27 protein-coding genes are annotated in these 22,436 nt (G+C 65.7%); 14 read left to right on the top strand and 13 right to left on the bottom strand.

Annotated features, from left to right (window positions below; genetic code table 11):
* A partial coding sequence (gene pdxH, locus B3T77_RS11435) for a pyridoxamine 5'-phosphate oxidase (RefSeq protein WP_414633155.1) occupies positions 1 to 625 on the top strand: 625 nt, incomplete at its 5' end.
* Positions 626 to 632: 7 nt separating this feature from the next.
* Here pdxH and queA read toward each other — a convergent pair.
* Together queA and B3T77_RS11425 are read right to left on the bottom strand one after the other, a co-directional pair.
* Positions 633 to 1,718 (bottom strand): tRNA preQ1(34) S-adenosylmethionine ribosyltransferase-isomerase QueA, encoded by a 1,086-nt coding sequence (gene queA, locus B3T77_RS11430; protein WP_292079695.1) that lies wholly within the window; start codon positions 1,716 to 1,718, stop codon positions 633 to 635.
* A 345-nt stretch (positions 1,719 to 2,063) separates the two neighbouring features.
* Positions 2,064 to 3,350, bottom strand: a complete 1,287-nt coding sequence (locus B3T77_RS11425) for a D-amino acid dehydrogenase (RefSeq protein WP_292079693.1) — start codon at positions 3,348 to 3,350, stop codon at positions 2,064 to 2,066.
* A 135-nt stretch (positions 3,351 to 3,485) separates the two neighbouring features.
* Between B3T77_RS11425 and B3T77_RS11420 the strand changes: the two genes are divergently transcribed.
* The 6 genes from B3T77_RS11420 to B3T77_RS11395 all read left to right on the top strand — a co-directional run bounded on the left by B3T77_RS11420 (position 3,486) and on the right by B3T77_RS11395 (position 7,594).
* The gene (locus tag B3T77_RS11420; protein ID WP_017504569.1) at positions 3,486 to 3,935 is read left to right on the top strand and encodes an Lrp/AsnC family transcriptional regulator; all 450 of its coding nucleotides are present in this window, start codon (positions 3,486 to 3,488) and stop codon (positions 3,933 to 3,935) included.
* A gap of 120 nt (positions 3,936 to 4,055) precedes the next feature.
* Complete coding sequence (locus B3T77_RS11415) at positions 4,056 to 4,463, top strand: hypothetical protein (protein WP_292079691.1); 408 nt, start codon at positions 4,056 to 4,058, stop codon at positions 4,461 to 4,463.
* Positions 4,464 to 4,524: 61 nt separating this feature from the next.
* Complete coding sequence (locus B3T77_RS11410; protein ID WP_292079690.1) at positions 4,525 to 4,869, top strand: RidA family protein; 345 nt, start codon at positions 4,525 to 4,527, stop codon at positions 4,867 to 4,869.
* Between the two features lie 41 nt (positions 4,870 to 4,910).
* Entirely contained in the window at positions 4,911 to 6,593 is a 1,683-nt protein-coding gene (locus B3T77_RS11405) for a lysine--tRNA ligase (RefSeq protein WP_292079688.1), read from the top strand.
* A gap of 60 nt (positions 6,594 to 6,653) precedes the next feature.
* Complete coding sequence (locus B3T77_RS11400) at positions 6,654 to 7,043, top strand: hypothetical protein (protein WP_292079686.1); 390 nt, start codon at positions 6,654 to 6,656, stop codon at positions 7,041 to 7,043.
* 77 nt (positions 7,044 to 7,120) lie between these two features.
* Positions 7,121 to 7,594 (top strand): SH3 domain-containing protein, encoded by a 474-nt coding sequence (locus B3T77_RS11395; RefSeq protein WP_039246408.1) that lies wholly within the window; start codon positions 7,121 to 7,123, stop codon positions 7,592 to 7,594.
* Positions 7,595 to 7,657: 63 nt separating this feature from the next.
* Here the strand turns inward: B3T77_RS11395 and B3T77_RS11390 are convergent, their stop codons facing one another.
* The 5 genes from B3T77_RS11390 to B3T77_RS11370 all read right to left on the bottom strand — a co-directional run bounded on the left by B3T77_RS11390 (position 7,658) and on the right by B3T77_RS11370 (position 10,248).
* Entirely contained in the window at positions 7,658 to 8,293 is a 636-nt protein-coding gene (locus B3T77_RS11390; RefSeq protein WP_292079684.1) for a S24 family peptidase, read from the bottom strand.
* Positions 8,294 to 8,335: 42 nt separating this feature from the next.
* Positions 8,336 to 8,776: a hypothetical protein gene (locus tag B3T77_RS11385; protein ID WP_039246410.1), complete on the bottom strand. Its 441-nt coding sequence runs from the start codon at positions 8,774 to 8,776 to the stop codon at positions 8,336 to 8,338.
* A gap of 91 nt (positions 8,777 to 8,867) precedes the next feature.
* Positions 8,868 to 9,218, bottom strand: coding sequence for a hypothetical protein (locus B3T77_RS11380; RefSeq protein ID WP_039246411.1), 351 nt, complete (start codon positions 9,216 to 9,218; stop codon positions 8,868 to 8,870).
* A gap of 176 nt (positions 9,219 to 9,394) precedes the next feature.
* Entirely contained in the window at positions 9,395 to 9,790 is a 396-nt protein-coding gene (locus B3T77_RS11375) for a PaaI family thioesterase (RefSeq protein ID WP_153923570.1), read from the bottom strand.
* Positions 9,787 to 10,248, bottom strand: a complete 462-nt coding sequence (locus B3T77_RS11370; RefSeq protein ID WP_292079681.1) for a PaaI family thioesterase — start codon at positions 10,246 to 10,248, stop codon at positions 9,787 to 9,789. Before B3T77_RS11370 ends, B3T77_RS11375 begins: the two co-directional genes overlap by 4 nt.
* 85 nt (positions 10,249 to 10,333) lie before the next feature.
* Here B3T77_RS11370 and B3T77_RS11365 point away from each other — a divergent pair, with 85 nt between their 5' ends.
* Complete coding sequence (locus B3T77_RS11365; RefSeq protein ID WP_292079700.1) at positions 10,334 to 11,365, top strand: ligase-associated DNA damage response exonuclease; 1,032 nt, start codon at positions 10,334 to 10,336, stop codon at positions 11,363 to 11,365.
* Between the two features lie 3 nt (positions 11,366 to 11,368).
* On the opposite strand, the gene B3T77_RS11360 is transcribed toward B3T77_RS11365, so the two are convergent.
* Positions 11,369 to 12,991, bottom strand: coding sequence for a response regulator (locus B3T77_RS11360; protein WP_292079677.1), 1,623 nt, complete (start codon positions 12,989 to 12,991; stop codon positions 11,369 to 11,371).
* Positions 12,992 to 13,183: 192 nt separating this feature from the next.
* Between B3T77_RS11360 and queC the strand changes: the two genes are divergently transcribed.
* Genes queC through B3T77_RS11345 form a run of 3 tightly spaced genes read left to right on the top strand, consistent with a single transcriptional unit; the run spans position 13,184 to position 14,903 of the window.
* Complete coding sequence (gene queC / locus B3T77_RS11355) at positions 13,184 to 13,903, top strand: 7-cyano-7-deazaguanine synthase QueC (protein WP_292079675.1); 720 nt, start codon at positions 13,184 to 13,186, stop codon at positions 13,901 to 13,903.
* Complete coding sequence (gene queE / locus B3T77_RS11350; protein WP_292079672.1) at positions 13,900 to 14,535, top strand: 7-carboxy-7-deazaguanine synthase; 636 nt, start codon at positions 13,900 to 13,902, stop codon at positions 14,533 to 14,535. Before queC ends, queE begins: the two co-directional genes overlap by 4 nt.
* Positions 14,535 to 14,903, top strand: a complete 369-nt coding sequence (locus B3T77_RS11345) for a 6-pyruvoyl trahydropterin synthase family protein (protein ID WP_112861642.1) — start codon at positions 14,535 to 14,537, stop codon at positions 14,901 to 14,903. The genes queE and B3T77_RS11345 overlap by 1 nt, the downstream gene beginning before the upstream one ends.
* A gap of 1 nt (position 14,904) precedes the next feature.
* On the opposite strand, the gene B3T77_RS11340 is transcribed toward B3T77_RS11345, so the two are convergent.
* Positions 14,905 to 15,183: a hypothetical protein gene (locus B3T77_RS11340; protein ID WP_045810247.1), complete on the bottom strand. Its 279-nt coding sequence runs from the start codon at positions 15,181 to 15,183 to the stop codon at positions 14,905 to 14,907.
* Between the two features lie 56 nt (positions 15,184 to 15,239).
* On the bottom strand, positions 15,240 to 16,088 hold the full coding sequence (locus tag B3T77_RS11335) for a thioesterase family protein (protein ID WP_292079667.1): 849 nt from the start codon (positions 16,086 to 16,088) through the stop codon (positions 15,240 to 15,242).
* A 180-nt stretch (positions 16,089 to 16,268) separates the two neighbouring features.
* Here B3T77_RS11335 and B3T77_RS11330 point away from each other — a divergent pair, with 180 nt between their 5' ends.
* From B3T77_RS11330 to B3T77_RS11320, 3 genes are all read left to right on the top strand, one after another.
* Positions 16,269 to 16,757 carry a winged helix-turn-helix transcriptional regulator gene (locus B3T77_RS11330; protein ID WP_292079665.1) on the top strand — a complete coding sequence of 163 codons (489 nt, stop codon included), beginning with the start codon at positions 16,269 to 16,271 and terminating at the stop codon, positions 16,755 to 16,757.
* A gap of 49 nt (positions 16,758 to 16,806) precedes the next feature.
* Positions 16,807 to 17,508, top strand: coding sequence for a helix-turn-helix transcriptional regulator (locus B3T77_RS11325; protein WP_066623132.1), 702 nt, complete (start codon positions 16,807 to 16,809; stop codon positions 17,506 to 17,508).
* Between the two features lie 61 nt (positions 17,509 to 17,569).
* On the top strand, positions 17,570 to 17,920 hold the full coding sequence (locus B3T77_RS11320) for a VOC family protein (protein ID WP_165116004.1): 351 nt from the start codon (positions 17,570 to 17,572) through the stop codon (positions 17,918 to 17,920).
* Between the two features lie 6 nt (positions 17,921 to 17,926).
* Here B3T77_RS11320 and B3T77_RS11315 read toward each other — a convergent pair whose 3' ends face one another.
* The 3 genes from B3T77_RS11315 to mnmA form a co-directional block, all read right to left on the bottom strand.
* On the bottom strand, positions 17,927 to 18,616 hold the full coding sequence (locus tag B3T77_RS11315) for a response regulator (RefSeq protein ID WP_292079660.1): 690 nt from the start codon (positions 18,614 to 18,616) through the stop codon (positions 17,927 to 17,929).
* A gap of 164 nt (positions 18,617 to 18,780) precedes the next feature.
* Positions 18,781 to 21,114, bottom strand: coding sequence for a TonB-dependent receptor (locus B3T77_RS11310; protein WP_292079657.1), 2,334 nt, complete (start codon positions 21,112 to 21,114; stop codon positions 18,781 to 18,783).
* A 163-nt stretch (positions 21,115 to 21,277) separates the two neighbouring features.
* Entirely contained in the window at positions 21,278 to 22,420 is a 1,143-nt protein-coding gene (mnmA, locus tag B3T77_RS11305; RefSeq protein WP_292079699.1) for a tRNA 2-thiouridine(34) synthase MnmA, read from the bottom strand.
* Positions 22,421 to 22,436 lie beyond the last annotated feature (16 nt).

Genomic DNA, 22,436 nt, shown 5'->3' with positions numbered 1-22,436 from the left:
CCAAACCCGTGCCGTACGAAGCAGGACCATGACCAATCTTTATGCAGAAGCGTTATCGACTTTCGCCGCATTGTTTGAAGAGGCCAAGGCTGGCAAGGAGATCGATGCCACCGCGATGACGGTGGCAACCGCTGACCTGGATGGCCGCCCTTCGGCGCGTACCGTGCTGCTCAAGGCCTTCGATGAGCGTGGCTTCGTCTTCTACACGCATCTGGACAGCCGCAAGGGCCGTGAGCTGCATGACAACCGTGCGACCGCCTTGTTGTTCCTCTGGCGCAGCCTGCGCGAGGCGGGCATCCAGGTGCGGATCGAGGGCGATGCGCAGCTGGTCTCCGCCACCGAGGCCGACGCCTATTTCGCCAGCCGCGCGCGCGAAAGCCGCATCGGCGCCTGGGCCTCGGACCAGTCCCGCCCCCTGTCGGATCGCACGGTGCTGGAAGAGGCCGTGGGCCGCGAAACCGCGCGTTTCGATGGTCAGGAGGTGCCGCGCCCGTCCCACTGGACCGGCTGGCGCGTCGTGCCGCGCTCGGTCGAGTTCTGGCGCGATCGCCCGTTCCGTCTGCATGACCGACTGCGGTTCGACCGCGACGGCGAGGCCTGGCGCTCTGGCCGCCTCTGGCCCTGACCCGCGATCAGTCGCGGAACAGCAGCGATCCGTCGCCGTAGGAATAGAAGCGATAGCCGTCGGCGACCGCATGGGCATAGGCCGCCTTCATCGTCGCCGTGCCCGCAAAGGCGCTGACCAGCATGAACAGCGTCGACTTCGGTAGGTGGAAGTTGGTCATCAGCACATCGACCGCCCGGAACCGATAGCCCGGCGTGATGAAGATGGCCGTGTCGCCGTGGAACGGTTTGATCTCTCCGTCCTCGGCCGTCGCGCTTTCCAGCAGCCGCAGGGAGGTGGTGCCGACGCAGACGATGCGCCCGCCCTTTGCATGGACGGCGTTCAGGGCGGCGGCGGTTTCAGGCGATACCTCGCCCCACTCGCTGTGCATCTTGTGGTCGGCCAGGTCGTCGGCCTTGACCGGCAGGAAGGTGCCGGCCCCGACATGCAGCGTCACCGCATGGGTCGAGACGTCCTTGGCTCGAATGGCGTCCAGCAGGGCCGGGGTGAAATGCAGCCCCGCCGTCGGCGCCGCAACCGATCCGTCATGCTCGGCGAACACAGTCTGATAGTCCGACCGGTCGCGGTCGTCCTCGGGTCGTTTGGCGGCGATATAGGGCGGCAGGGGCATGACGCCGACATCGCGGATCGCATCGTCCAGCGCCGGTCCCGCGAGGTCGAAGGTCAGGGTGATCAGGCCGTCTTCCCCCTTGGCCGTCACCGTCGCATCCAGCCGACCCAGGTCGCAGGCGGCGTCGCTCGCGTTTCCAAAACGAACCCGATCCCCCGGCTTGATCCGCTTGCCGGGCTTCATGAAGGCGGACCAGACGTCGGGCGCGTCACGGTGGTGCAGCGTCGCCTCCACCTCGACCGTCAGGGTTTCGCCCTCGGCCCCGATCCGCTGACGCACGCCCGACAGACGGGCGGGAATGACCCGCGTATCGTTGAACACCAGGGCGTCGCCCGGCTGCAGGAAGTCCGGCAGATCGCGAATGACCCGGTCTTCCAGCGCGCCGCCTTTCACTACCAGCAGCCGTGCGGAATCGCGCGGATCGGCCGGGCGCAACGCAATCCGGTCTTCGGGCAGGTCGAAATCGAAATCGGCGGTCTTCATCGCGCGCTCTATAGGGCGCTCCGACGCGCCGCGCCACGCCGCGGCGCCCCGCCAGCGCATCGTCGGCGCCCCGCTGTTTGACTTCCAACGGGTTTTCGCCCCCGAACGGCGTCTAACCGACCGCGCCCCGGTCGTGTGTTAGACTGGCCGGCGATCTTTGACAGCGTAAGTTCAGGCGGAAGGGACGACCAAATCCCGCCCGCGCCTCACCCGGATGATGGCGTCAGATTAGACGGATTAGACACTTTAGACGGTGAATTCCCGTCCGCGGCCCAAGGCCTCACCGCCGCGCGATTAGACGAATTAGACTCTTTAGACGGTAAAATTCCCCGTCGACGTCTGATCTCAGCGGTAGCCCGGCGCGAACGCCCCGGCCCAGGCGCCATAGCGGTTCAGCGACAGGTCGCGGGTCTCGATCTCGGGCGCCTTGCCGTCGACCATGTCGGCCAGAACCCGCGCCGAGCCGCACGCCATGGTCCAACCCAGGGTGCCGTGGCCGGTGTTCAGATAAAGCCCCGGAACCTTGGTCGCGCCGATCACCGGCGTGCCGTCCGGCGTCATCGGACGCAGGCCCGACCAGTAACTGGCGCCCGCCAGGTCGCCGCCGCCGGGGAACAGGCTACCGACCGAATGGGCCAGGGTCTCGCGACGGACGGCGGGCAGGGTGTTGTTGTATCCCGACAGTTCCGCCATGCCGCCCACGCGGATGCGGTCGCCCAGGCGCGTGATCGCCACCTTGTAGCTCTCGTCCATCACGGTGGAGACGGGTGCCCGGTCTTCGTTCACGATTTTCGCCGTGATCGAATAGCCCTTCACCGGATAGACGGGCAGATTGAGGCCCAGCGGCTTGGCCATCATCGGCGAATAGGAGCCGAGCGCCAGGATCACCAGATCGGCCGTCATGGCGCCCTTGCTGGTCATGGCGCCGCTCGCGCGACCGTCCGTCATGGTGATCGACTGGATCTCGGTCCCGGTGTGGAAGACCACGCCGCGCTCCGCCGCCAGCTTCGCCAGGGCGTTGGTGAACAGGAAGCAGTCGCCGGTCTCGTCATGCGGCAGACGCAGACCCCCGACGAAATCGACGTTGGAGGCGGCCAGGCCCGGCTCGGCCGCGATACAGCCCGCGCGGTCCAGAACCTCGCACGGCACGCCGGCGGCCTTCAGCACATCGACGTCCTTGTGCACGTCGGCCAGCTGTTTTTCGGTACGAAACAGCTGCAGCGTGCCCTGCTGGCGACCGTCATAGGCGATGCCGGTCTCGCGGCGCAGCAGGTCGATCTGGTCGCGGCTGTATTCGGCCAGACGCACCATCCGGCTCTTGTTTAGCGCATAGCGTTCATGGGTGCAGTTGCGCAGCATGGCGACGGTCCAGCGCACCATGGCCATGTCCAGACGCGGGCGCACGATCAGAGGGGCGTGGCGCATCAGCAGCCACTTCATGGCCTTGACCGGGATCGACGGCGCGGCCCAGGGCGCGGAATAGCCCGGCGAAATCTGCGCGGCGTTGGCGAAGCTGGTTTCCAGCGCCGGACCGGCCTGCCGATCCACCACCGTGACCTCATGCCCGGCCTGGCTGAGATACCAGGCGGTGGTGACGCCGATGACGCCCGACCCAAGCACCAGAACCCGCATGTGACGTTCCCAAGCCCACTTTTGTTATTCGCCGCAAGCTAGCGCCGCATGGATCGACGATCCTGCCTGTTTGCGCAATGATTGGTCGCTGATAGAAGTCTGACGCAATAATCTGCGGCTAAATGGCGGAAACTTGTGTCCCTCCTCGATCCCCTCGACCAACGCCTCCTTCAACGGCTCCGCGCCGATGGGCGCATCAGCAATGCGGACCTGGCCTCCGCCGTCGGTCTGTCGCCTTCCGCCTGCCTGCGGCGCGTGCGGCGGCTGGAAGAGCGCGGGGTGATCCGGGGCTATGCCGCCGTCCTGGCCAACGACAGCGACGACGGCGTCGTCGCCTATGTCGAGATCACGCTGGAGAAGCAGACCGACGACCACATGCGCCGGTTCGAGGCGGCCGTCCGCAACCACCCGGAAATCCGCGACTGCTATCTGATGGCGGGCGAGGCCGACTACATCGTCCGCGCCGTCGCGCCCGACATCGCCGCCTATGAGGTGATCCACAAGGACGTCCTGTCGCGTCTGCCGGGGGTGTCGCGCATCCACTCCAGCCTGGCGATCCGCAATGTCCTGGCGGCCCGCGCCTGAAACGGGCTGAAACGGGCTGAACCTTCCGCCCCGGTCGGGTGTTGTGGCGGCATGAAAGCCCTCGACCTCCTCCCGTCCGCCCTCATCGGCGCTGTCGCCAGCGCCCGTTCCATGACTCCGATGGCGGCCCTCGCCACCGCCGAACTGGCGCACAAGCCCTTGCCCGGCCGCGTCTTCCTGCTGAACCGGCCGCTGTTCAAGTTCGGCGCCTTGGCTATGGGCGTCGGCGAACTGCTGGGCGACAAGATGAAGACCGCCCCCGATCGCACCGTCTTCCTGGGCTTGTTGGCGCGGGTCATGAGCGCGGGCATCGCCGGCGCCGCCCTGGCCCCGCGCGGCAAGGAGAAGCTGGGCGCCGGCCTGGCGGTCGGCACGGCCGTGCCGCTGGCCTATCTGACCCTCTCGGGTCGCAAGAAGGCCATGGCCCGCATTGGCCAGACCAAGAGCGGCCTGATCGAGGACGCCCTGATCGTCGGCGCCGGCGCATTGGTCGTCGGCCTGACCGTCTCGCGGTTCAACCGCCGCTAGCCGCTCGACAGCCGGGCCCCGGCGGCGATAGGTGAGGGACGTTTTCGAAGGACCCTAGCCCATGATCACCCGCATCCAGCCCGGCGCCCGCATGAGCGAGGCCGTCGTCCACGGCGACACCATCTATCTGTCGGGCCAGGTCGGCGAACCCGGCGACGACGTGGCGACGCAGACCCGAACGGCGCTTGCGGAGATCGAGGCCCTGCTGGCCGAAGCCGGCAGCGACAAGTCCAAGATCCTGATGGCCCAGATCTGGCTGGCGGATATCGCCGACTTCGAGGCGATGAACGGCGTCTGGGACGCCTGGATCGACACCGCCAACCCGCCGGCCCGCGCCACGGGCGAAAGCCGGCTGGCTTCTCCCGACTATAAGCTCGAGATCATCGTAATCGCCGCCAAAGCCTGATCGCGGTTGACCGGGCGGGATGCAGACTGCAAACCGCCGCCATGCTTCAGAACCTCGAAATCCTCGCCCGTGAGGCCAAGTCCTGGCCCTTCGAACAAGCCCGCAACCTGCTGGCCCATGTTCTGAAGAAACGGCTGGGCGAGACCGAGCGAGCCGAAGCGCGCGCCCTGATCGACGCCGGCAAGGCGGATGAAGCCCTGGCGGCCTTTCCCGCCTTGCAGCGCCCAGTGATCCTGGAGACCGGCTATGGCCCGTCGGGCCTGCCGCACATGGGCACCTTCGGCGAGGTCGCCCGCACGACCATGGTGCGCAACGCCTTTCGCGCCCTGACCGGCGACCACTGGCCCACGCGCCTGATCGCCTTCTCCGACGACATGGACGGCCTGCGCAAGGTGCCGGAAGGCGTGCCGAACCCGGAGATGCTGCGCGAGGACCTGCATCTATCCCTGACGCGGGTGCGCGATCCCTTCGGCACCCACGACAGCTTCGGCGCGCACAACAACGCCCGCCTGCGCGCCTTCCTCGACAGCTTCGGCTTCGACTATGAGTTCATGTCCTCGACCGAGACCTACAAGTCGGGCCGGTTCGACGCGACGCTGCTGACGCTTCTGGAACGGTTCGACGCGGTCCAGGCCATCATGCTGCCGACCTTGGGCGAGGAGCGCCGCGCCACCTATTCACCCTTCCTGCCCGTCAGCCCGATCACCGGCCATGTCCTGCAGGTTCCGACCCTGGCGCGCAACGTCGAAAAGGGCACGATCACCTTCGAAGACCCCGCCGGCGAACCGGGCAACCGAACCGAGGTGCCGGTCACGGGCGGCCATGTGAAGCTGCAATGGAAGCCCGACTGGGCCATGCGCTGGGTCGCGCTGGACATCGACTACGAGATGTCGGGCAAGGACCTGATCGAGAGCGTGCGCGAAAGCTCTAAGGTCTGCCGCGCCCTGGGCGGCACCCCGCCCGAAGGCTTCAACTACGAGCTCTTCCTCGACATCGAGGGCAAGAAGATCTCCAAGTCCAAGGGTAACGGCCTGACGATGGACGAGTGGTTGCGCTACGGCACGCCCGAGAGCCTGTCGTGGTACATGTTCCAGTCACCGAAGTCGGCCAAAAGCCTGCACTTCAACGTCATTCCGCGCGCCATCGACGACTATCTGGCCTTCATCGAAAGCTACAAGACCCAGGAGCCGGCCAAGCGGATCGACAACGCCGTCTGGTCGATCCATGCGGGCGATCCGCCGACCCACACGTCGCCGGTGTCCTTCGCCCTGCTTCTGAACCTGGTCGGCGTGGCCAACGCCTCGACCAAGGATCAGCTGTGGGCCTATTTCGCCAAATACCTGCCTGACGCCACGCCGCAGAACGAGCCGCTGCTGGATCGATTGATGGACCACGCGCTGAACTATTACGAGGACTTCGTGAAGCCTTCGAAGTCCTATCGGCTGCCGGCCGACAAGGAGAAGGCGGCGTTGCTGGACCTGGCCGAACGGCTGAAGGCGCTGCCGGCCGACACAACCGACGGCGAACTGATCCAGAACGAGGTCTATGCGGTCGGCAAGGCCCACGCTTTCGAGCCGCTGCGGGCGTGGTTCGGCGCGCTCTACGAGGTGCTGCTGGGCGCCAGCCAGGGGCCGCGCTTTGGTTCGTTCGCGGCCATTTACGGCCTGCCGCAGACGATTGCCCTGATCGAGGCGGGCGCAAACGGAGAGCTGGCGCAACCTTGACCTTGCGTCATGTTTGTTGCGTGATGCCCTCCTAAAGGGACGTAGCCGGGGGAGGCGAGGTTGCGTTACGAGATCGACGAGGCGAACAGGGTCCTGATGCTCGACCTGGTCTCGGCCGGGTCAGCCGACCGCGTGCTGAAAGCGACGGTCGATCTGATCAAGCAAAGGCCTGAGCTCTGCAGCTGGGACTGGATCGTCGAATGCGAACCCATGACCGACGACGCCACGGTCCAGCATCTGGCGAAGCTGGCTGAGGCCTGGGGGCCGCCGCCGTCCGTCGAGGCGGTGACGGTTTTCGTGACAAACGACCGCATGCTCCATCTGTGGGCCCGCGTGCTGGATTTCCAGTTCGTGCGCCGCAAACACTTCATCGAACGCGACATCGATATCGCCAGACGATTTGTCGCCCGCCGCCAGTCCGCGCGCATGGCCAAGATGAACGGAAAATAACGGCGAAGCTCCGGGAGCCTTCAGGTTCGTCCGTGCATTCTCCCCTCATCGGCAAACGCGCTGACAGGAGAAGAGTTATGTCGAACAAGATTTTCAAGACCGGTCTGGCCACCGCTGCCGCCTTGGCCGCCATGGTGACCGCCGCCCCGATGTCCGCCCAGGCCCAGGCCAACGGCGTGACCAACTGTGACGCTCCTGGCGGTCGCCAGCGTGCGGGCGCCCTGATCGGCGCCGTGGTCGGCGGCGTGGTGGGCTCGAACCTCGCCCGCAATGAGCGTACGGCCGGCACCATCGTAGGCGCGGGCGCCGGCGCCGCCGCCGGTTCCTATATCGGCTGCAACCAACAGCGTGCCCGTGCGGCATCGGCCTCCAGCGGCGCTCAATATCGCGCTTCGTCGAACCTGCGCATCCGCAGCGGCCCCGGCACCAACTATCGCCAAGCCGGCACCCTGTCGGCCGGCCAGCCCTTCACCGCCATCGGTTCGCAAGGTGAATGGGTCCAAATCGCAGGCGGCGGTTGGGTGAACGCCCACTACGTCACGGCCAACTGATTTCAGTTCGCTCTTAATCGAAAGCCTCGTCCGGTTCGCCGGGCGGGGTTTTTGCTGTGCGCCTTACTGGCTGACCCAGAGGATTCGGGCCATCCATTCGATCTCGCGCCGGGGCACGACCCTTGGCGGATAGTCGGGATTGATCGAGGCCAGGGTGACGGCGCGGCTGGTCAGGCTGGTGACCTCCTTGGCCACGGTTTCTCCGCTGGTCAGGCGGGCGACAACGCGGTCGCCTCGTCGAACCTGCGTCGCTTCCTGATCGACGATGACGCGATCGCCTTCGCGATAGAGGGGCGACATCGAATCGCCGGTTATCCGAAGGCTGAACAGGGTGTCCTTGGCGCGCGGCAGATCGGTCTGATCCCAACCTTCGCCGACCGGCAGGCCGGCGTCGTCGAAAAACCCGTCCTGACCCGCCTTAACCAGACCCAGCAAGGGGACGCTGGTCGGCGTCTCCGGCGCGTCCTCTGCCAGCACCGCAAACCCCGATAGCGACAGGCCCGTCGCCTGAAGCACCAGCGTCATGCTCTCGGTCGACGGCCAGCGCGGACGCGGCGGATCGCCAGGCCCGAAGCGTTTTGAGGGATTGAAACTCGTCGCATCCAGACCGGCCCGTCGCGCCAAGCCCGACGGTGTCAGACCCTCACGCCGCGCCAAGGCGTCGACGGCTTTCCAAAGCTTGGCGTGGGATAACGGCATGGACTTTCAGCGACCGATTCGCCGCCAGCATACGATTGGATATTAGGAATTTCTACCTATCAACGCTGCCGCGCGGCGCTCTTGCCAGGCATAAAATGTGCCGATGATGATGCAGCCGATGATCAGATAACCGATCATGTTCACGACTGTATAAAGCGATCCGACCATCACGCGCTGTCCGGTCAGGCTCATGACATGGGACATCACTGCGATCAGTTGCAGGCCGCTGGCCCACACGGGCCACGACTGTCGATAACGCCAGCTGATGCCTACGAAGACGATCAAAAGGACGAGATCGATCAGGAACATGCCCAGAGGCACGCCGCGAAATCCGCTGTTCTCCTGCATCACAATGGTTGCAAACCATGCGAACAGATAGGCGCCCGCGCCGATCCGCTCGGCCGAGTTGCCCTTCAAAAAGGCGAACAAAGCCATGCCGACCATGAATACGGCGCCGACGATGGCATAAGCGATGTTGAGCATGACAAATCGCCCCCGCGCAGAAATGCACGGGGGCGATAATGACCGAAGTCAGTTCAAACTGAAATCTCGGTAAGCCAAGCTTACCAAGAATTCACGCGACGCGATGCAGGTGCGTCGGCGTCAGGGCCGATTTCGGGTCCAGCCAATCGTCGGGCTTGGCGACCGGGCCGGCGGCGTAGGTGCCGAAGCCAAGGCGGCGGTGATCTTTTTGCAGTTCGGCGTGGCAGGCCACGATGGATTCACGCGCGGCCGAGAGGGCGGCGATCGTTTCCATGGCCTTGGCTTGCGACATCGTGCCGGAAACCGGCGACAGCGACAGAGCGGCGCGAGCGCCGATGAAGGATTGAACCAGCGTGGTCGCCTGGGTGATCGCGGCGTCGATCGCGAGTTCGGTAGCATGCAGATCGCCAGCAACGCTGGTGACGACTTCAGTGCGGTCCATGAAAGCCCCTCAAAGACAGGTTTACAAGAACCCTATGGTTATCACGTCTTAACCCTGTTTGGTAGAGCAATCTTTACCATATCGACAATCGCGCGTTGAAGCGCCGCCGTAAGCACGGCGTTGAAAGCCAATCATAGCAAGAAGTCGGCACGAATCAGCGCGCTAGTGCGCGGTGATCAGTCCTGGTTGTCCAGCAGGAAGTGTGCGGTAAGGGACGCAATCGGCTGTTGACGTTCTTCTTGCCAGGCCTCCGCATGCACATGGGCGACGCGACGACCCGCCCGGCTGATGCGAGCACGCGCGAAGACGTCGATCGGTCTGCCGGTGCGTAGATAGGCGACCGTGACATTGATCGGGCGAGGCAGTCGCGGACCAGGAAAGCTGAGCGCCACCTGAGCCATCGCCGTCATTTCCAGAAGGGCGGCCGTCGACCCGCCGTGCAGGGCGGGCAGCATCGGATTGCCGATCAGCTTGTCGTCGAAGGGCATGATGACGGTGACTTCGTCGCCGCTGACCAAGGTCTGAAGGCCAAGAAAGCGAGCGTAGGGCATGCGGTTCAGGATGTCGGTCATGCCGCCGCTCCCTTTGCATGGGGCGCCCGCTCGCGGGTCTGGTTGAGGATATAGGCGGCTTGCGCTGCGGCGACCGGATCGGCGGGATCGTCCTCGAAAGCCCAAGCGCGCACGAAGGCGATGCTGGGCGTCAGTCGGTAGCATAGGCCCTGGGCCAGCAGGTCCTGACGCGGCCTTGCGGCGCGCATGTAGTCGACGCGCAGATCCAGGGTGGCGATGGGCTGGAAGGCGTCCATCGCGGTCCACACGGCCAGGCCGCCGATATGATCCAGCAAGGTCGTCACCAGACCGCCTGCGAAGACGCCGCTGTCGGGATCGCCGACCAGATCCTCACGCCACGGCACGCGAATACGGGGCTGGCCATCGTGCAGGCCGTCGAAGGTGAAGCCCAAGGCGCCAGTGTGGGCGGAGCCGGCGGCCAATTGCGGCAGGATGGTGGTCAGGAAACTCTCGTGCATCGTGCGGGCTGAACCTGTTGCGCCGATTTTCGGGGTCATCCTCTATGAGGCGGCGACCCGACGGCGTCGAGAGCGTTACCGCAAGATGATCCGCCCCGAAGACCTACTGCATCCCACGCCCGCCGGCCTCTACTGTCCGCCGGGAGATTTCTACATCGACCCGGTTCGGCCAGTGGATCGCGCCGTCATCACGCACGGCCATGCCGACCATGCGCGCGCCGGTCATGGGGCGGTGCTCGCGACGCGCCAAACCCTGGCGATCATGGCTGAACGTTATGGCGGGGATTTCACGCTGCAGTCCCAATCGGTGGAATACGGCGAGGCGACCGCGATCAATGGGGTCGATCTCAGGTTGGCGCCCGCCGGCCATGTGCTGGGCTCGGCCCAGGTCGAGGTGCGCTGGAAGGGGCTGATCATGGTCGTGTCCGGCGACTATAAGCGCCGCCGCGATCCGACCTGTGCGCCGTTCGAGCCTGTGCCCTGCCACGTCTTCATCTCGGAGGCGACGTTCGGCCTGCCGGTCTTCAGCCATCCGCCGGCGGAGGAGGAAGTCGGGCGTCTGGTGCGGTCGCTGGGACAGTTTCCCGAGCGGGCGCATCTGGTCGGCGCCTATGCGCTGGGCAAGGCGCAGCGGATCATCCGTCTGCTGCGCGAGGCTGGATGGGACCGCACCATCTATGTCCACGGGGCGCTGGAGCGGCTGAACGCCCTATACGAAAGAGAAGGAGTCGATCTGGGCCCGCTGGCGCCGACCCGTGATTTGCCCAAGAATGCGCTGGGCGGCGAGGTCGCTATCGCACCGCCATCCGCCATCCAGGATCGATGGGCGCGTCGGTTCGCCGATCCGGTCACGGCATTTGCCTCAGGCTGGATGGGGGTAAAGGCGCGGGCGCGCCAGCGCGGCGTGGAACTGCCGTTGGTCGTGTCGGATCATGCCGACTGGAACGAACTGACCGCGACCTTTACCGAGATCAGGCCAGAGGAAATCTGGATCACCCACGGCCGCGAAGAGGGTCTGCTGCGTTGGGCCGAGATCAACGGGCAAAAGGCGAGGGCGCTGCGACTGGTCGGCTACGACGAAGAGGACGAAGAGGCGCTGGACGTTCGTCCGGACTGACGATCAGGCGACGGCGCGATCGGATTGGTCCTGTTCTTGTGCGCTTTCGTGAGCGGCGGAGATGGCGGCGTTCATCGCCATACGCAGGCGTTCGGGCTTGATGGGCTTTTCGACGACGGCGGCCATGCCGATCGAGAGATAGTGTTTGGCGTCTTCGGGGTCCGCATTCGCGGTCAGGGCCACGATCGGCACGCGGCCGACGGCGCCGGGCAGGGCGCGAATAGCCTGCGTCGCCTGAACGCCGTCCATCCGGGGCATCTTGATGTCCATCAGGACCAGGTCGTAGCGGCTTTCCTGAACGGCCTGAAGCGCCTCCAGGCCGTCCTCGGCCAGTTCGGAACTGCAGCCGAACATCTCGCACAGCGCCTGGGCGACGACGCGGTTGGTGGCGTTGTCGTCGACGATCAGAATGTGCGGGGCGGATTTCAGGTCGAGGCCCGACAGATCCGACACGTTCGATTGAGCTTCCGCCTCGACCACAGCGCGGGGCGCGGTCAGGTCGAAGGCGAAGGTCGCGCCGCATCCCTTGTTGTTTTCGGCCCAAATCCGGCCGTCCATCCGGTCGATGACCTGACGACAGATCGACAGGCCCAAGCCGGCGCCGTCGGGGCCGGAACCGTGAACGAAGGGCTCGAATATGGAATCGACGCGTTCCGGCTCGACGCCCGGGCCGTCGTCGCGAATGCGGGCTTCCATACGAATGCGGTCGCCCTCGACCCAGGCCTTGAGGCCCGCCTCGACAACGCCGTTGCGCGCGAACTTCAGCGCATTGCCGATCAGGTTGTTGAACACCTGTTTCAGGCGCACGCCGTCGATGACGGCCGCCAGTTCGGTGTCGCCTTCATAGCCGATGAGCAGGGTCACGCCGTCCTGAGAGGCGCGCGGCTCCCACATCGACTGGATGTCGTCCATGACGGCGCGAAGGGCGGTCGGTTCGGTCTTCAGCTCCAGTTCGCCGGCCTCGGCCTTGGACAGGTCGACCGCGTCCTGGAGGATGCGCAGCAGGGTCTCGGACGAGTCGACGATGGTCTGGACGTGCGCCTGAGCCGCCGTATTCAACGGCTGGCGGCGGAGCAGTTCGGCGACGGCCAGCACGCCGTTCATGGGCGTGCGCAGTTCGTGGCTCATGATGGCCAGGAACTGGCTCTTGGCGCGGGCGGCGGCGATGGCCTGGGCGCGGGTGTCGCTGAGGATCGCGGCCTGTTCGGCCAGTTCGGCATTCTGCTCGCGCTGCCGCGTGTTGACGGCCTGCAAAAGGGTGGCGGCGGTACCCACGCCCCAATAGGCGCCGTTTTTGGTGACGATGAAGCCGCGCAACAGGGCGGCCGGACCGCCCTTCAGCATGATGTCGCAAAAGGCGTCGATGCGGACGCCGGCCTCGACGACGGCCGGCTCGGCATCCATGGCGAAAGTGATAGGGCGAAGGTCGTAAAGGGCGTGCCCGAAGCGAGCGGCGATCTTCTGAAGGAAGGCGGTGCGTTCGACCAGGCCGACGGGGCGGTCGCCATCGACCACGGGAATGACCAGCGTATCCGGCTCGCGTTCGAAACGCGCCAGAACCTCGTAGCCGAGAGTCGTCGGCGCAACCGGCTTTGGACGCTCGGAAAGGGTCTCGATGGTCGGCATACTGCCCGGAACTCCTACTCATTGTGAGTAAAAGCCCAAATCGCTTGCGGATTAGTTAAGCGGCGTCATCCAAGACGCAAATCCGCCTTTTTTGCTCAAGGGTTGGGTCTGGTGTATGAGGTCGGCCCGACCCTTCTGGGTCCCCATCCCTTTGTACATGCGCGCGGCCGACCGGCCGACCGCAGATTCGTCATGAGCGCCATCCTGGAAAAGAAGCCCATATCGGCCCTGGTTCTGTTCTCTGGAGGGCAGGACAGCGCGACCTGTCTGGCCTGGGCGCTGGAACGGTTCGAGCGGGTGGAGACGGTCGGGTTCAACTATGGCCAGCGCCATCTGGTGGAGATGCAGGCGCGTCAGTCTGTGCGCGACGGAATGAAGACGGCTCTGCCCCAGTGGGCCGATCGGCTGGGCGACGACCATGTGGTGGACCTGACCGGATACGGCCGGATCGCCGAGAGCGCCCTGACCGCCGACCGCAAGATCGAAATGGACGCGCGCGGCCTGCCGACCACATTCGTGCCGGGCCGCAATCTGATCTTCCTGGTCGCAGCCGCGGCGCTGGCGGATCGGCGCGGGCTGGACGTGCTGGTCGGCGGCATGTGCGAGACGGATTATTCGGGTTATCCGGATTGCCGCCACGAGACGATGGAGGCGATGGCGCGGGCGCTGTCGCTGGGGCTGGACAAGCCGGTCGTCATCGACACGCCCCTGATGTGGTTAACCAAGGCCCAGACCTGGGAGCTGGCGGACAGGATCGGCGGCAACAGGCTGATCGAGCTGATCATCGAGGATAGCCATACCTGCTATCAGGGTGACCGGACGCATCGACATGCCTGGGGCTATGGCTGCGGGTCTTGCCCGGCCTGCGAACTGCGCGCGGCCGGCTATGACGAATGGGCGTCGGGGCGATGACCTATTCGGCCAAAGAAGTGTTCCTGACGGTTCAGGGCGAGGGCGGACAGGCGGGGCGACCCGCGGTCTTCCTGCGGTTCGCCGGCTGCAATCTGTGGAGTGGTCGCGAGCAGGATCGGGCCAGCGCCGTCTGCACCTTCTGCGACACCGACTTTGTCGGCGTCGATGGCGACGGGGGCGGCAAGTTCGCAACGCCGGATTTGCTGGCCGATCACGTCGCGGCGCTGTGGCGCGGGCGTGAGGGCGATCCGAAACTGGTGGTTTGCACGGGCGGTGAACCCTTGCTGCAGCTGGATGCGCCGCTGATCAACGCGCTGCATGCGCGCGGTTTCGAGATCGCCATCGAGTCGAACGGCACGTTGTTGGCCCCCGAGGGCGTCGACTGGATCTGCATCAGCCCAAAGGCCGATGCGGATGTGGTGCAGACGCGCGGGGCCGAGCTGAAACTGGTCTTTCCCCAGCCCAAGGCCATGCCGGATCGGTTCGAGCATCTGGATTTCGAACGGTTTTGGCTTCAGCCGATGGACGGTCCGGACCAAGTGCAAAACACCGCCGCCGCCATCGAATACTGCCTGACCCACCCGCAGTGGCGCCTGAGCGTCCAGACCCACAAATACATCGGCGTCCGCTAATGCCTGTCTTCGAGATCACCAAACAGGCGACCTTCGACGCCGCTCACCACTTCCCGAACGAGCCCGAGGGCAGCATCTATCGCCGCGTTCACGGCCATTCCTTCACGGTCGAAGCGACGGTGCGGTCCGAGGTCCTGGACGTCGAACACGGCTGGGTCGCGGATTTGGGCGCGCTGGACCGCGCGCTGAAGGCGGCGGCCGAGACGCTGGATCACGGCATGCTGAACGAGCACGAGGGACTGGAGCTTCCCAGTCTGGAAAACCTGTGCCTGTGGTTTGCCAAGACGCTGAAACCCGAATGGCCGGGCCTATGCCGAATTCAGGTGGCGCGGCCGACGATCAACGAGCGGTGCGTTCTAAGTCTCTGACCTAGCAGCGCTTGCCCTGACGCTGGCGCTGTTCGCAGCGGCGTTGTTCGCGTTCATAGTCGCGCTGTTCACGCTCGCGACGCAGTTTGGTTTCCTCGTCCGAGGTGGTGACGGCATCGAAGCCGGCGCCGACGACCGCGCCGGTGGCTTTCGCCGTCCCGCCGACGACCGCAGCGGTCCCGCCAACGACGGCGCCGACAAGGCAGCCCTGCAGCATCAGACAACCGCCTAGCACTACGGCTACTTGGGACACGGAAACGAGGCGATTTCGACGACGCATGGGCGACACTCCAGAGATTTGGAATAGTCGTCGATAATGATGAATGAGGGCTGACTTCAGGCGGGACGTTGGGGCAGCAGTTTACGGCGTTGGCGCGACAGGGCCAGCGGCGTTCCATCAGCGCCCCAGGCGGTCGCCTCGTCCACCGTCCAGCCCAGGCCGAGGTCCAGCATCTTGAACTTGAAGAAGGCCCAGCCGTCCGGGGCGGTCTGCGGCGTCGGATCGATCAGGATGTCGATGCGCAGATCGACGGTGGTCATGGCGGCCGGGGTCTTGGACGCGGTCCAGGCGGGCGGATACAGCGCGTCCAGCAGGTAGCACAGGCCGACCTCATCCAAGGGCCGGCCGTCGGCCATCCGCATCCAGGTGCGCTCGATCACCGGCTTGCCTTCATTGCCGCCCAGGATGTTGGGGCCGCCGTCGAAGCGATATTCGACGTGCTGGGCGAAGTGCGGCGACATCGGCCCGCGTATGGTGGCCTTGGGGTCCAGTTTATCCAGCGGCGGCGGCGGCGCGTGCAAAGGCGTCAGCGGAGGCGGCGCGGCGTCCAGCCCATAGGTGCCGGTGGCGTGGTGGGTCATGCGCCCCTCCTGCTCGGCCTCGACCGCGGCATACAGGACATTGCGGCCGCTGCGCAGCAGGCGAGGGCGAAAGGCGACCTGTTCACCGAACCTGGCCGCCGACAGATATTGGACCGACAGGGTCCGAAGGGGCGCCGTCAGCGCCAGTCCCTGTCGCATCGATTGGGCACAGAGGGCCGCCAGCAGCCCGCCGAACGGAAAGCCCTTTTCCGGCGCCATGCTCGATGGGCCATTCGAGAAATGACCCGGCACGGGCGCGGACAGACCGCCGTCATCGAGAACCTGGAAGGTAAGGGCGACATCGAGGGAAATGGGCGGCGTCATTGCGCGATCCTGCGTCAGGCGAAGAAGCGGCGGAAGACCTGATGACGATCTCCCGCCGAAGTCCAAGGAACAAGGCGGCGAACCGGGAGGCTCGCACGTCCGTTGCTAAACAAGACTGACCTGGAGCGTTCGGATTTGCAACCCTTGCCAAATGCCTGACGTGGCGTCACTTTCGCGACTATGGGACGCACCGCCGACTACAGCCGCCAAAGCTGCTCCATCGCCGCCACGCTCGAGGTAATCGGCGATCCCTGGACGCTGCTGGTCATTCGCGACGCATTCAACGGGGTCAGCCGGTTCGAACAGTGGCAGGACAATCTGGGCGTGGCGCGCAACGTCCTGGCTGCCCGGCTCAAAAGCCTGGTCCAGCATGGCGTGCTGGAGCCGCGCCTGTATTCCGAACGCCCGCCGCGCAACGAATATGTCCTGACCCCCAAGGGCAAGGATCTGTACGGCGTTCTGGTCACCCTGCATGGCTGGGGCAACAAGCACGTCTATGGCGACGCCGACAGCGGCATCGACATGATCCACAAGACCTGCGGTCACTCCCTGAGCCCGCGCATCGCCTGCGGCTGCTGCGGCGAGATCGTCAAACCCAGGGACATGGTCCTGACCCGCGCCGAGAACCGGCCTACGGTCGGCGACGTGATGCCGAAGGAAGTGGCTTAAGCCCATTCCTGCTGACGCTTTCTGGCAGCAGGGCTGCTAGGATCGCAAGGTGTCACGCTCCGAACGCCTCCTCGATCTGTTGAATGTGCTGCGGCGGCATCGTCGGCCGGTGAGCGGGCAGGTGTTGGCCGAGGAGATGGGCGTCAGTCTGCGGACGCTTTATCGCGACATCGCCAGCCTGCAGGCGCAAGGGGCGACGATCGAAGGGGAGGCGGGGGTCGGCTATGTTCTGAAGCCGGGCTTCATGCTGCCGCCGCTGATGTTCACGCCGGAAGAGATCGAGGCCCTGGTGCTGGGATCACGCTGGGTGGCGGACCGCGCCGATCCGCGTATGCGCGATGCGGCGCTGGCGGCGTTGGGACGGATTTCGGCGGTGTTGCCGCCCGACCTGCGCGACGAGATGGACACGTCGGCCCTGCTGGTGGTGCCGGGAGAGCCGTTCCCGGCGGATCGGGTCGATCCGGCCTTGCTCAGGAAGGCGATCCGTACGGAGCGACGGCTGAAGCTGTGTTACCGCGACGAGGCGGGGTCGGCGTCGGAGCGTGTCGTCTGGCCGTTCGCCCTGGCCTTCTTCGACCGGGTGCGATTGCTGATCGCGTGGTGCGAACTGCGCGGTGATTTCCGCAGTTTCCGCACCGATCGCATCGTCGAGGCGGAGGTAATGGAGGCGCGCTATCCGACGCGTCGCCAGGCGCTGATGAAGACCTGGCGCGAGGCGCATGAAAGATCGAGATCGGGCGACGGCTGCTGACGGAAACTGGCAGCAGCGAAGGCTAGGGTTCGGCGTGTTGGAAACACAAGGGGCTGGGCTGATGAGCGAGATCGAGGACATTCTTCTGGCCGTCGCGGATCCGGAAATCAGCGCGCGCTTCTATGCCAACCTGCTGGGTTGTCGGCCGGTGATGGCGGGACCGGACCGGGCCTTGTTCAAGCTGACGTCGGGGCGGGCGCTGGGGCTGCTGCGGCGTGCCGGCGATCGGCGCGAGGTATGCGAAGTCGACTTTCCGCTGGAGGGCGCCGAGGCGGTGGATCAGGCGCATATCGACTGGTGGGATCGCGGCGCGCGCATTCTGACGCCGCCCACGAACGCCACGCCGGTCCGCAGCTTCGTGGCAGGCGATCCGGACGGCCATCGGCTGAGGGTCTATGCCGTCGCGGCGTGAGCGCGATCAGACCTCGGCTTCGAGCCGGTATCCGACGCCGCGTACATTGGTCAGCAGTCCGGCGGCGTCGGCGGCGTCCAGCTTGCGGCGCAGGTGGCTGACGTGGCTGTCGATCGTGCGTTCCAGCACCGCCTGATTGGGGAAGCAGGCCTGCATGATCTCGCTGCGGCTGAAGACGCGCAGGGGCGTGCGGGCCATGTGGGCCAAAATGCGGAACTCCGTCAGGGTCAGGTCCAGACGGCGCTTGCCCGAAGGCGTCAGGATCGCCGCCAGATAGTTTTCCAACTGCACCTCCAGCGGACCGACGCGCAGGGTCTTGGCGGTCCGGCCGCCACCGCTTCGTCGCAGGATGGTGTGGATCGAGGCCGTGACCTCGGCCGGTTTGAACGGCTTGGCGATATAGTCGTCCGCCCCGATCCGCAGCGCCTGCAGTTTGTCGGCGGCCTCATCCCGGTCGCCGACCATGATGACCGGCGTTTCGCCGCGCCGACGCAGTTCGCCCAGCACATCCCAGCCGTCGCGCACGGGCAGTCGGACGCTGAGCAGGGCGAGATCGGGCTTGAGCGATGCATGCAGGTCGGCCGCCTGCTGGCCGTCGGCGGCGACGACGGTGCGAAAGCCGTCCCGGCGCAGGGCCGCGTCCAGGATTTCGACGCCCTCGGCGGCGTCATCGGCGATCAGGATCAGGCTGCTCATGGCGTCTCCGAAAGCCGCCATCGCGCCAGATCGTCGCGTCGTCCAGCAAAACCGGACGGCTGCAGTGAAGTTTCATATCGCCGTCGCAAAGCCTTCACGCAGACGAAGAAAAACCCCCTCCCGCCAAGGCGGAAGGGGGCCAGTCGGTCGTTCGGGAGGAACGCTTAGTAGGAGGCGCGCAGCTCGATGCCGAAGGTGCGCGGATTGTTGAAGTTGCCGTAGTCGCCCAGGGTGTTCCGGTTCGACGGATCGCGACGGTAGACGTATGTCTCGTCCAGCAGGTTGCGCGACCACAGGGCCACTTCCAGCAGCGGACCGCCGTCGCGGGTCGTGATGTCGGCGATGGCGACGCGGGCGTTCACGACGAAGGACGAGTCGGCCTTGATTGCAAACTGCTCGAAGCTGTGGGCCGCATCGGCGTAGTTGGCGTCGATGTGCGCCTTCAGGGTCGCGCCCATGAAGGGCGAGTTCCAGTCGGCGGCGACGCTGCCGGCATTCTCAGGCGTATAGGCGATGAAGACCTGCTGCACCTGGCCGTTGAACGGGTTGACCGTGTCCGGCACCTTGGCGTCCGTATAGGCGTAAGAAGCCGAGAGGGTCAGGTTGTCGGTCGCCCGGAACTGACCTTCCAACTCCACGCCGCGGATTTTCGTGGTGCCCGGCGCGTTGATCGTTTCCAGCGTGTTGCGGGTCGAGGCGCCCTGGACGGTGACCAGGCTGAAGTCGATCTGGCTGTCCGTGCGGTCCATGGCGTAGACGGCGGCGTTCAGGCGGACGCGACGATCGAACAGGTCGCTCTTTACGCCGATTTCGTAGGCCTTGACCTCTTCGGGATCGAACGAGCGATAGGTCAGCGAGCGCGAGGAGGCGCCGCCGGCGCGGTAGCCGGTCGAGTACTTGCCGTAGACGTTGATGTTGTTGCTGACGTCATAGGCCAGAGTGACCAGCGGGTCGAAGCGATCGACCTTGGAACTGAAGGTCAGGTTGGTGGCGGCGTTGTTGACCACCTCCAGCTTGCCGTCCTTGTCGTCCCAGGTGTAGCGCCCGCCGACCGTCAGGTGCAGGGCGTCCATGCTGGCCGGGGTCCAGGTGGCCTGGCCGTAGATGGCCTTGGATTCCGAATGGGCGGCCGATTTGCGGTCCAGCGAGCGGAAGCCGCGGATCGTCGGGGTGGGGTCCAGGATGGTGTAGCCCGTGCCGTCGGCGTTCCACTGGTTGGTCGAGGGCGTGGCGGCGTCGTCGGACACCGTTTCCTTGAAGTAGAAGACGCCGCCGACATAGTCGATGCTGTCGCCCAGCGAACCGACGGCCTGCAGTTCCTGGCTGAACTGATGCTGCCAGAATCCGGCCAGCGAATAGCGGCTGAAGCGGCCGTTCGGGCCGACGACCGGCGGACGGTGGGCGCCGGCGATGTTGTCATACTGTTCGACGTCCAGATCGCGGTAGGCCGTGATCGAGCGGATTTCCAGCGAGTCGGTCGGGCGATACGACAGGTGTAGGTCCATGCCGCGCGTGTCGTCGACGCTAAACTGCTGAGGCACGCCGATGTCGGCCTGCGTCATGCGGTTGGAGCCCTCGACCTGCACCAGGGGAGACAGGGCGCGGATGCTGCCCGAGGGAACCGTCGCCGAGGTGAATGGCACGACGGTCAGGCCGTTCGGGTTGAAGTTCAGCAGCTGGCTGTAGAACGGGGTGTTCTTGTCCTTGCTGATGTCCGCCGCCAGGGTGGCGGTGAAGTTTTCGGCGGGCGTCCAGCGCGTCTGGAAGCGAAGGCCCCGACGGTCATATTCGCCAAACCCTGTCTGTCCCGGCAAGATGTTCTCAGTCACCGGACCCTGGACCGAAATGATGCCGTCGACCTTGAAGGCGAAGTCGCCGAGGGCCGGGAAGTCAACGTGCAGTTCGGAGTTGTAGGACTCCAGATTGCCGACACCGGCGATGGCGCGCATGCCGAACACGCCCGTGGGCTTCTTGGTCACCAGCGACAGGGCGCCGCCTTCAGTGTTGCGGCCGAACAGGGTGCCTTGCGGACCCTTCAGGACTTCGACGCGCTCGATGTCGAGCAGGGCGGCGGCGAGGCCGTGCTGGCGGGCCAGATAGACGCCGTCGACATAGACGCCGACGCCTTGCTCACGCGCGGGCTGGTTGGCGTCGTTCGGCACGATGCCGCGGATGCCGATGGTCAGGGCGGACTGACGGGCCTCGAAGGTGGCGATGCGCAGGCTGGGGACGCTTCCGTCGGCCAGGTCCATCAGGCTCTGCACGTGGCGATCGGCCAGGGCTTCGGCGTTGACGACCGAGATCGAGATCGGCGTGTCCTGCAGGTTGGTTTCCCGCTTGGTGGCGGTCACGACGATGTCGTCAAGACCGGCCGGCTCGGCGCTGGCGGTCGTCGGCGCGGTCTGAACCGGCGCGGTCTGGGCGAAGGCGGAAACGGGCGCGGCGAGAAGGGCGGTCCCCAGCAGCAGCTGAAGGCGCAGTTTGGTCTGACGATGCATTTTTATCCCCTGCTTAGTCGGGGCGGGGATTACGCCGTCATTGCGATGCGCAGTTTACAGCCGTGCAACAGCCCGGTGCATCTTTGATGTCTGGCGTGGCGAGAAGTCTGCGATCTTGCTCCACTACAGCTCCACACTGTTTCCACAATCGCGCGAAGCGTCTTTAAAAGGCGACCGCCTTCGTGTCGCGGATGAAGCCGCCGCCCAGGACGCGTTCGGTGTCCGTCGGGTCGTACAGGGCGCAGGCCTGGCCCTGGGCGACGCCCTCTTCGCCCTCGTCGAAGACGACGCGGATATCGCCGTCGATCAGGGCGAGGCGGGCTGGCGAGGGCTGGCGGGTCGAGCGGACGCGGGCCAGCACTGAGATGTTGGCTTCGGCGGCTTCGGTGATGGTCGCCTCGTCACCCAGCCAGTTGGTTTCTTCCAGCGTCAGACTGGCCGTCAGCAGGGCTTCGCGCGGGCCGACGATGACGCGACGGGTCTCGGGTTCCAGCTTGGTCACGAACAGCGGCTCGCCGACCGCGACGTTCAGGCCGCGGCGCTGCCCGATCGTGTAGTCCGTGATGCCCGCGTGCCGGCCCAGCACCCGGCCGTCCATATGCACAATCTCGCCGGCCTCACGCCCTTGCGGACGCAGGCGGTCGATCAGGGTGCGATAGTCGCCGGAAGGTACGAAACAGATATCCTGGCTGTCCGGCTTGGCGGCGATCTTCAGGCCCAGTTCGGCGGCGACGCCGCGCACCTGTGGCTTTTCCAGATCGGCCAGGGGGAAGCGCAGATAGTCCAGCTGGTCCTGGGTCGTGGCGAACAGGAAATAGGACTGGTCGCGCGAATGGTCGATCGCCTTGCGCATCTGCGAGCGGTTTCCGGCGACGGCGCGGCGGACGTAGTGACCCGTGGCCATCGCCTCGGCGCCCAGGTCGCGCGCCACGTCCAGCAGGTCGCGGAACTTGACGGTCTGATTACAGCGGATGCAGGGGACCGGCGTCTGGCCCTTCAGATAGCTGTCGGCGAACTGGTCGATGACCGCATCCTTGAACCGGCTCTCATAGTCCAAGACGTAGTGCGGAATGCCGATCATGTCGGCGGCCAGACGCGCGTCGTGAATGTCCTGGCCCGCGCAGCAGGCGCCCTTTTTCTTCAAAGCCGCGCCGTGGTCGTAGAGCTGCAGCGTCACGCCGACGACGTCATAGCCGGCCTTGTGCAGCAGGGCCGCGACGACGGTGGAATCCACTCCGCCCGACATGGCGGCCACCACGCGCGCGCCGACCGGCAGGCCGACCGCCGCCCGCGCGCTCTCGACCAGATCGGAAGAGCGGTTC

This window comes from Brevundimonas sp. UBA7838 (assembly GCF_002500885.1).
Lineage (GTDB): Bacteria > Pseudomonadota > Alphaproteobacteria > Caulobacterales > Caulobacteraceae > Brevundimonas > Brevundimonas vesicularis_C.
This window is presented reverse-complemented; position numbering and strand designations above follow the sequence as displayed.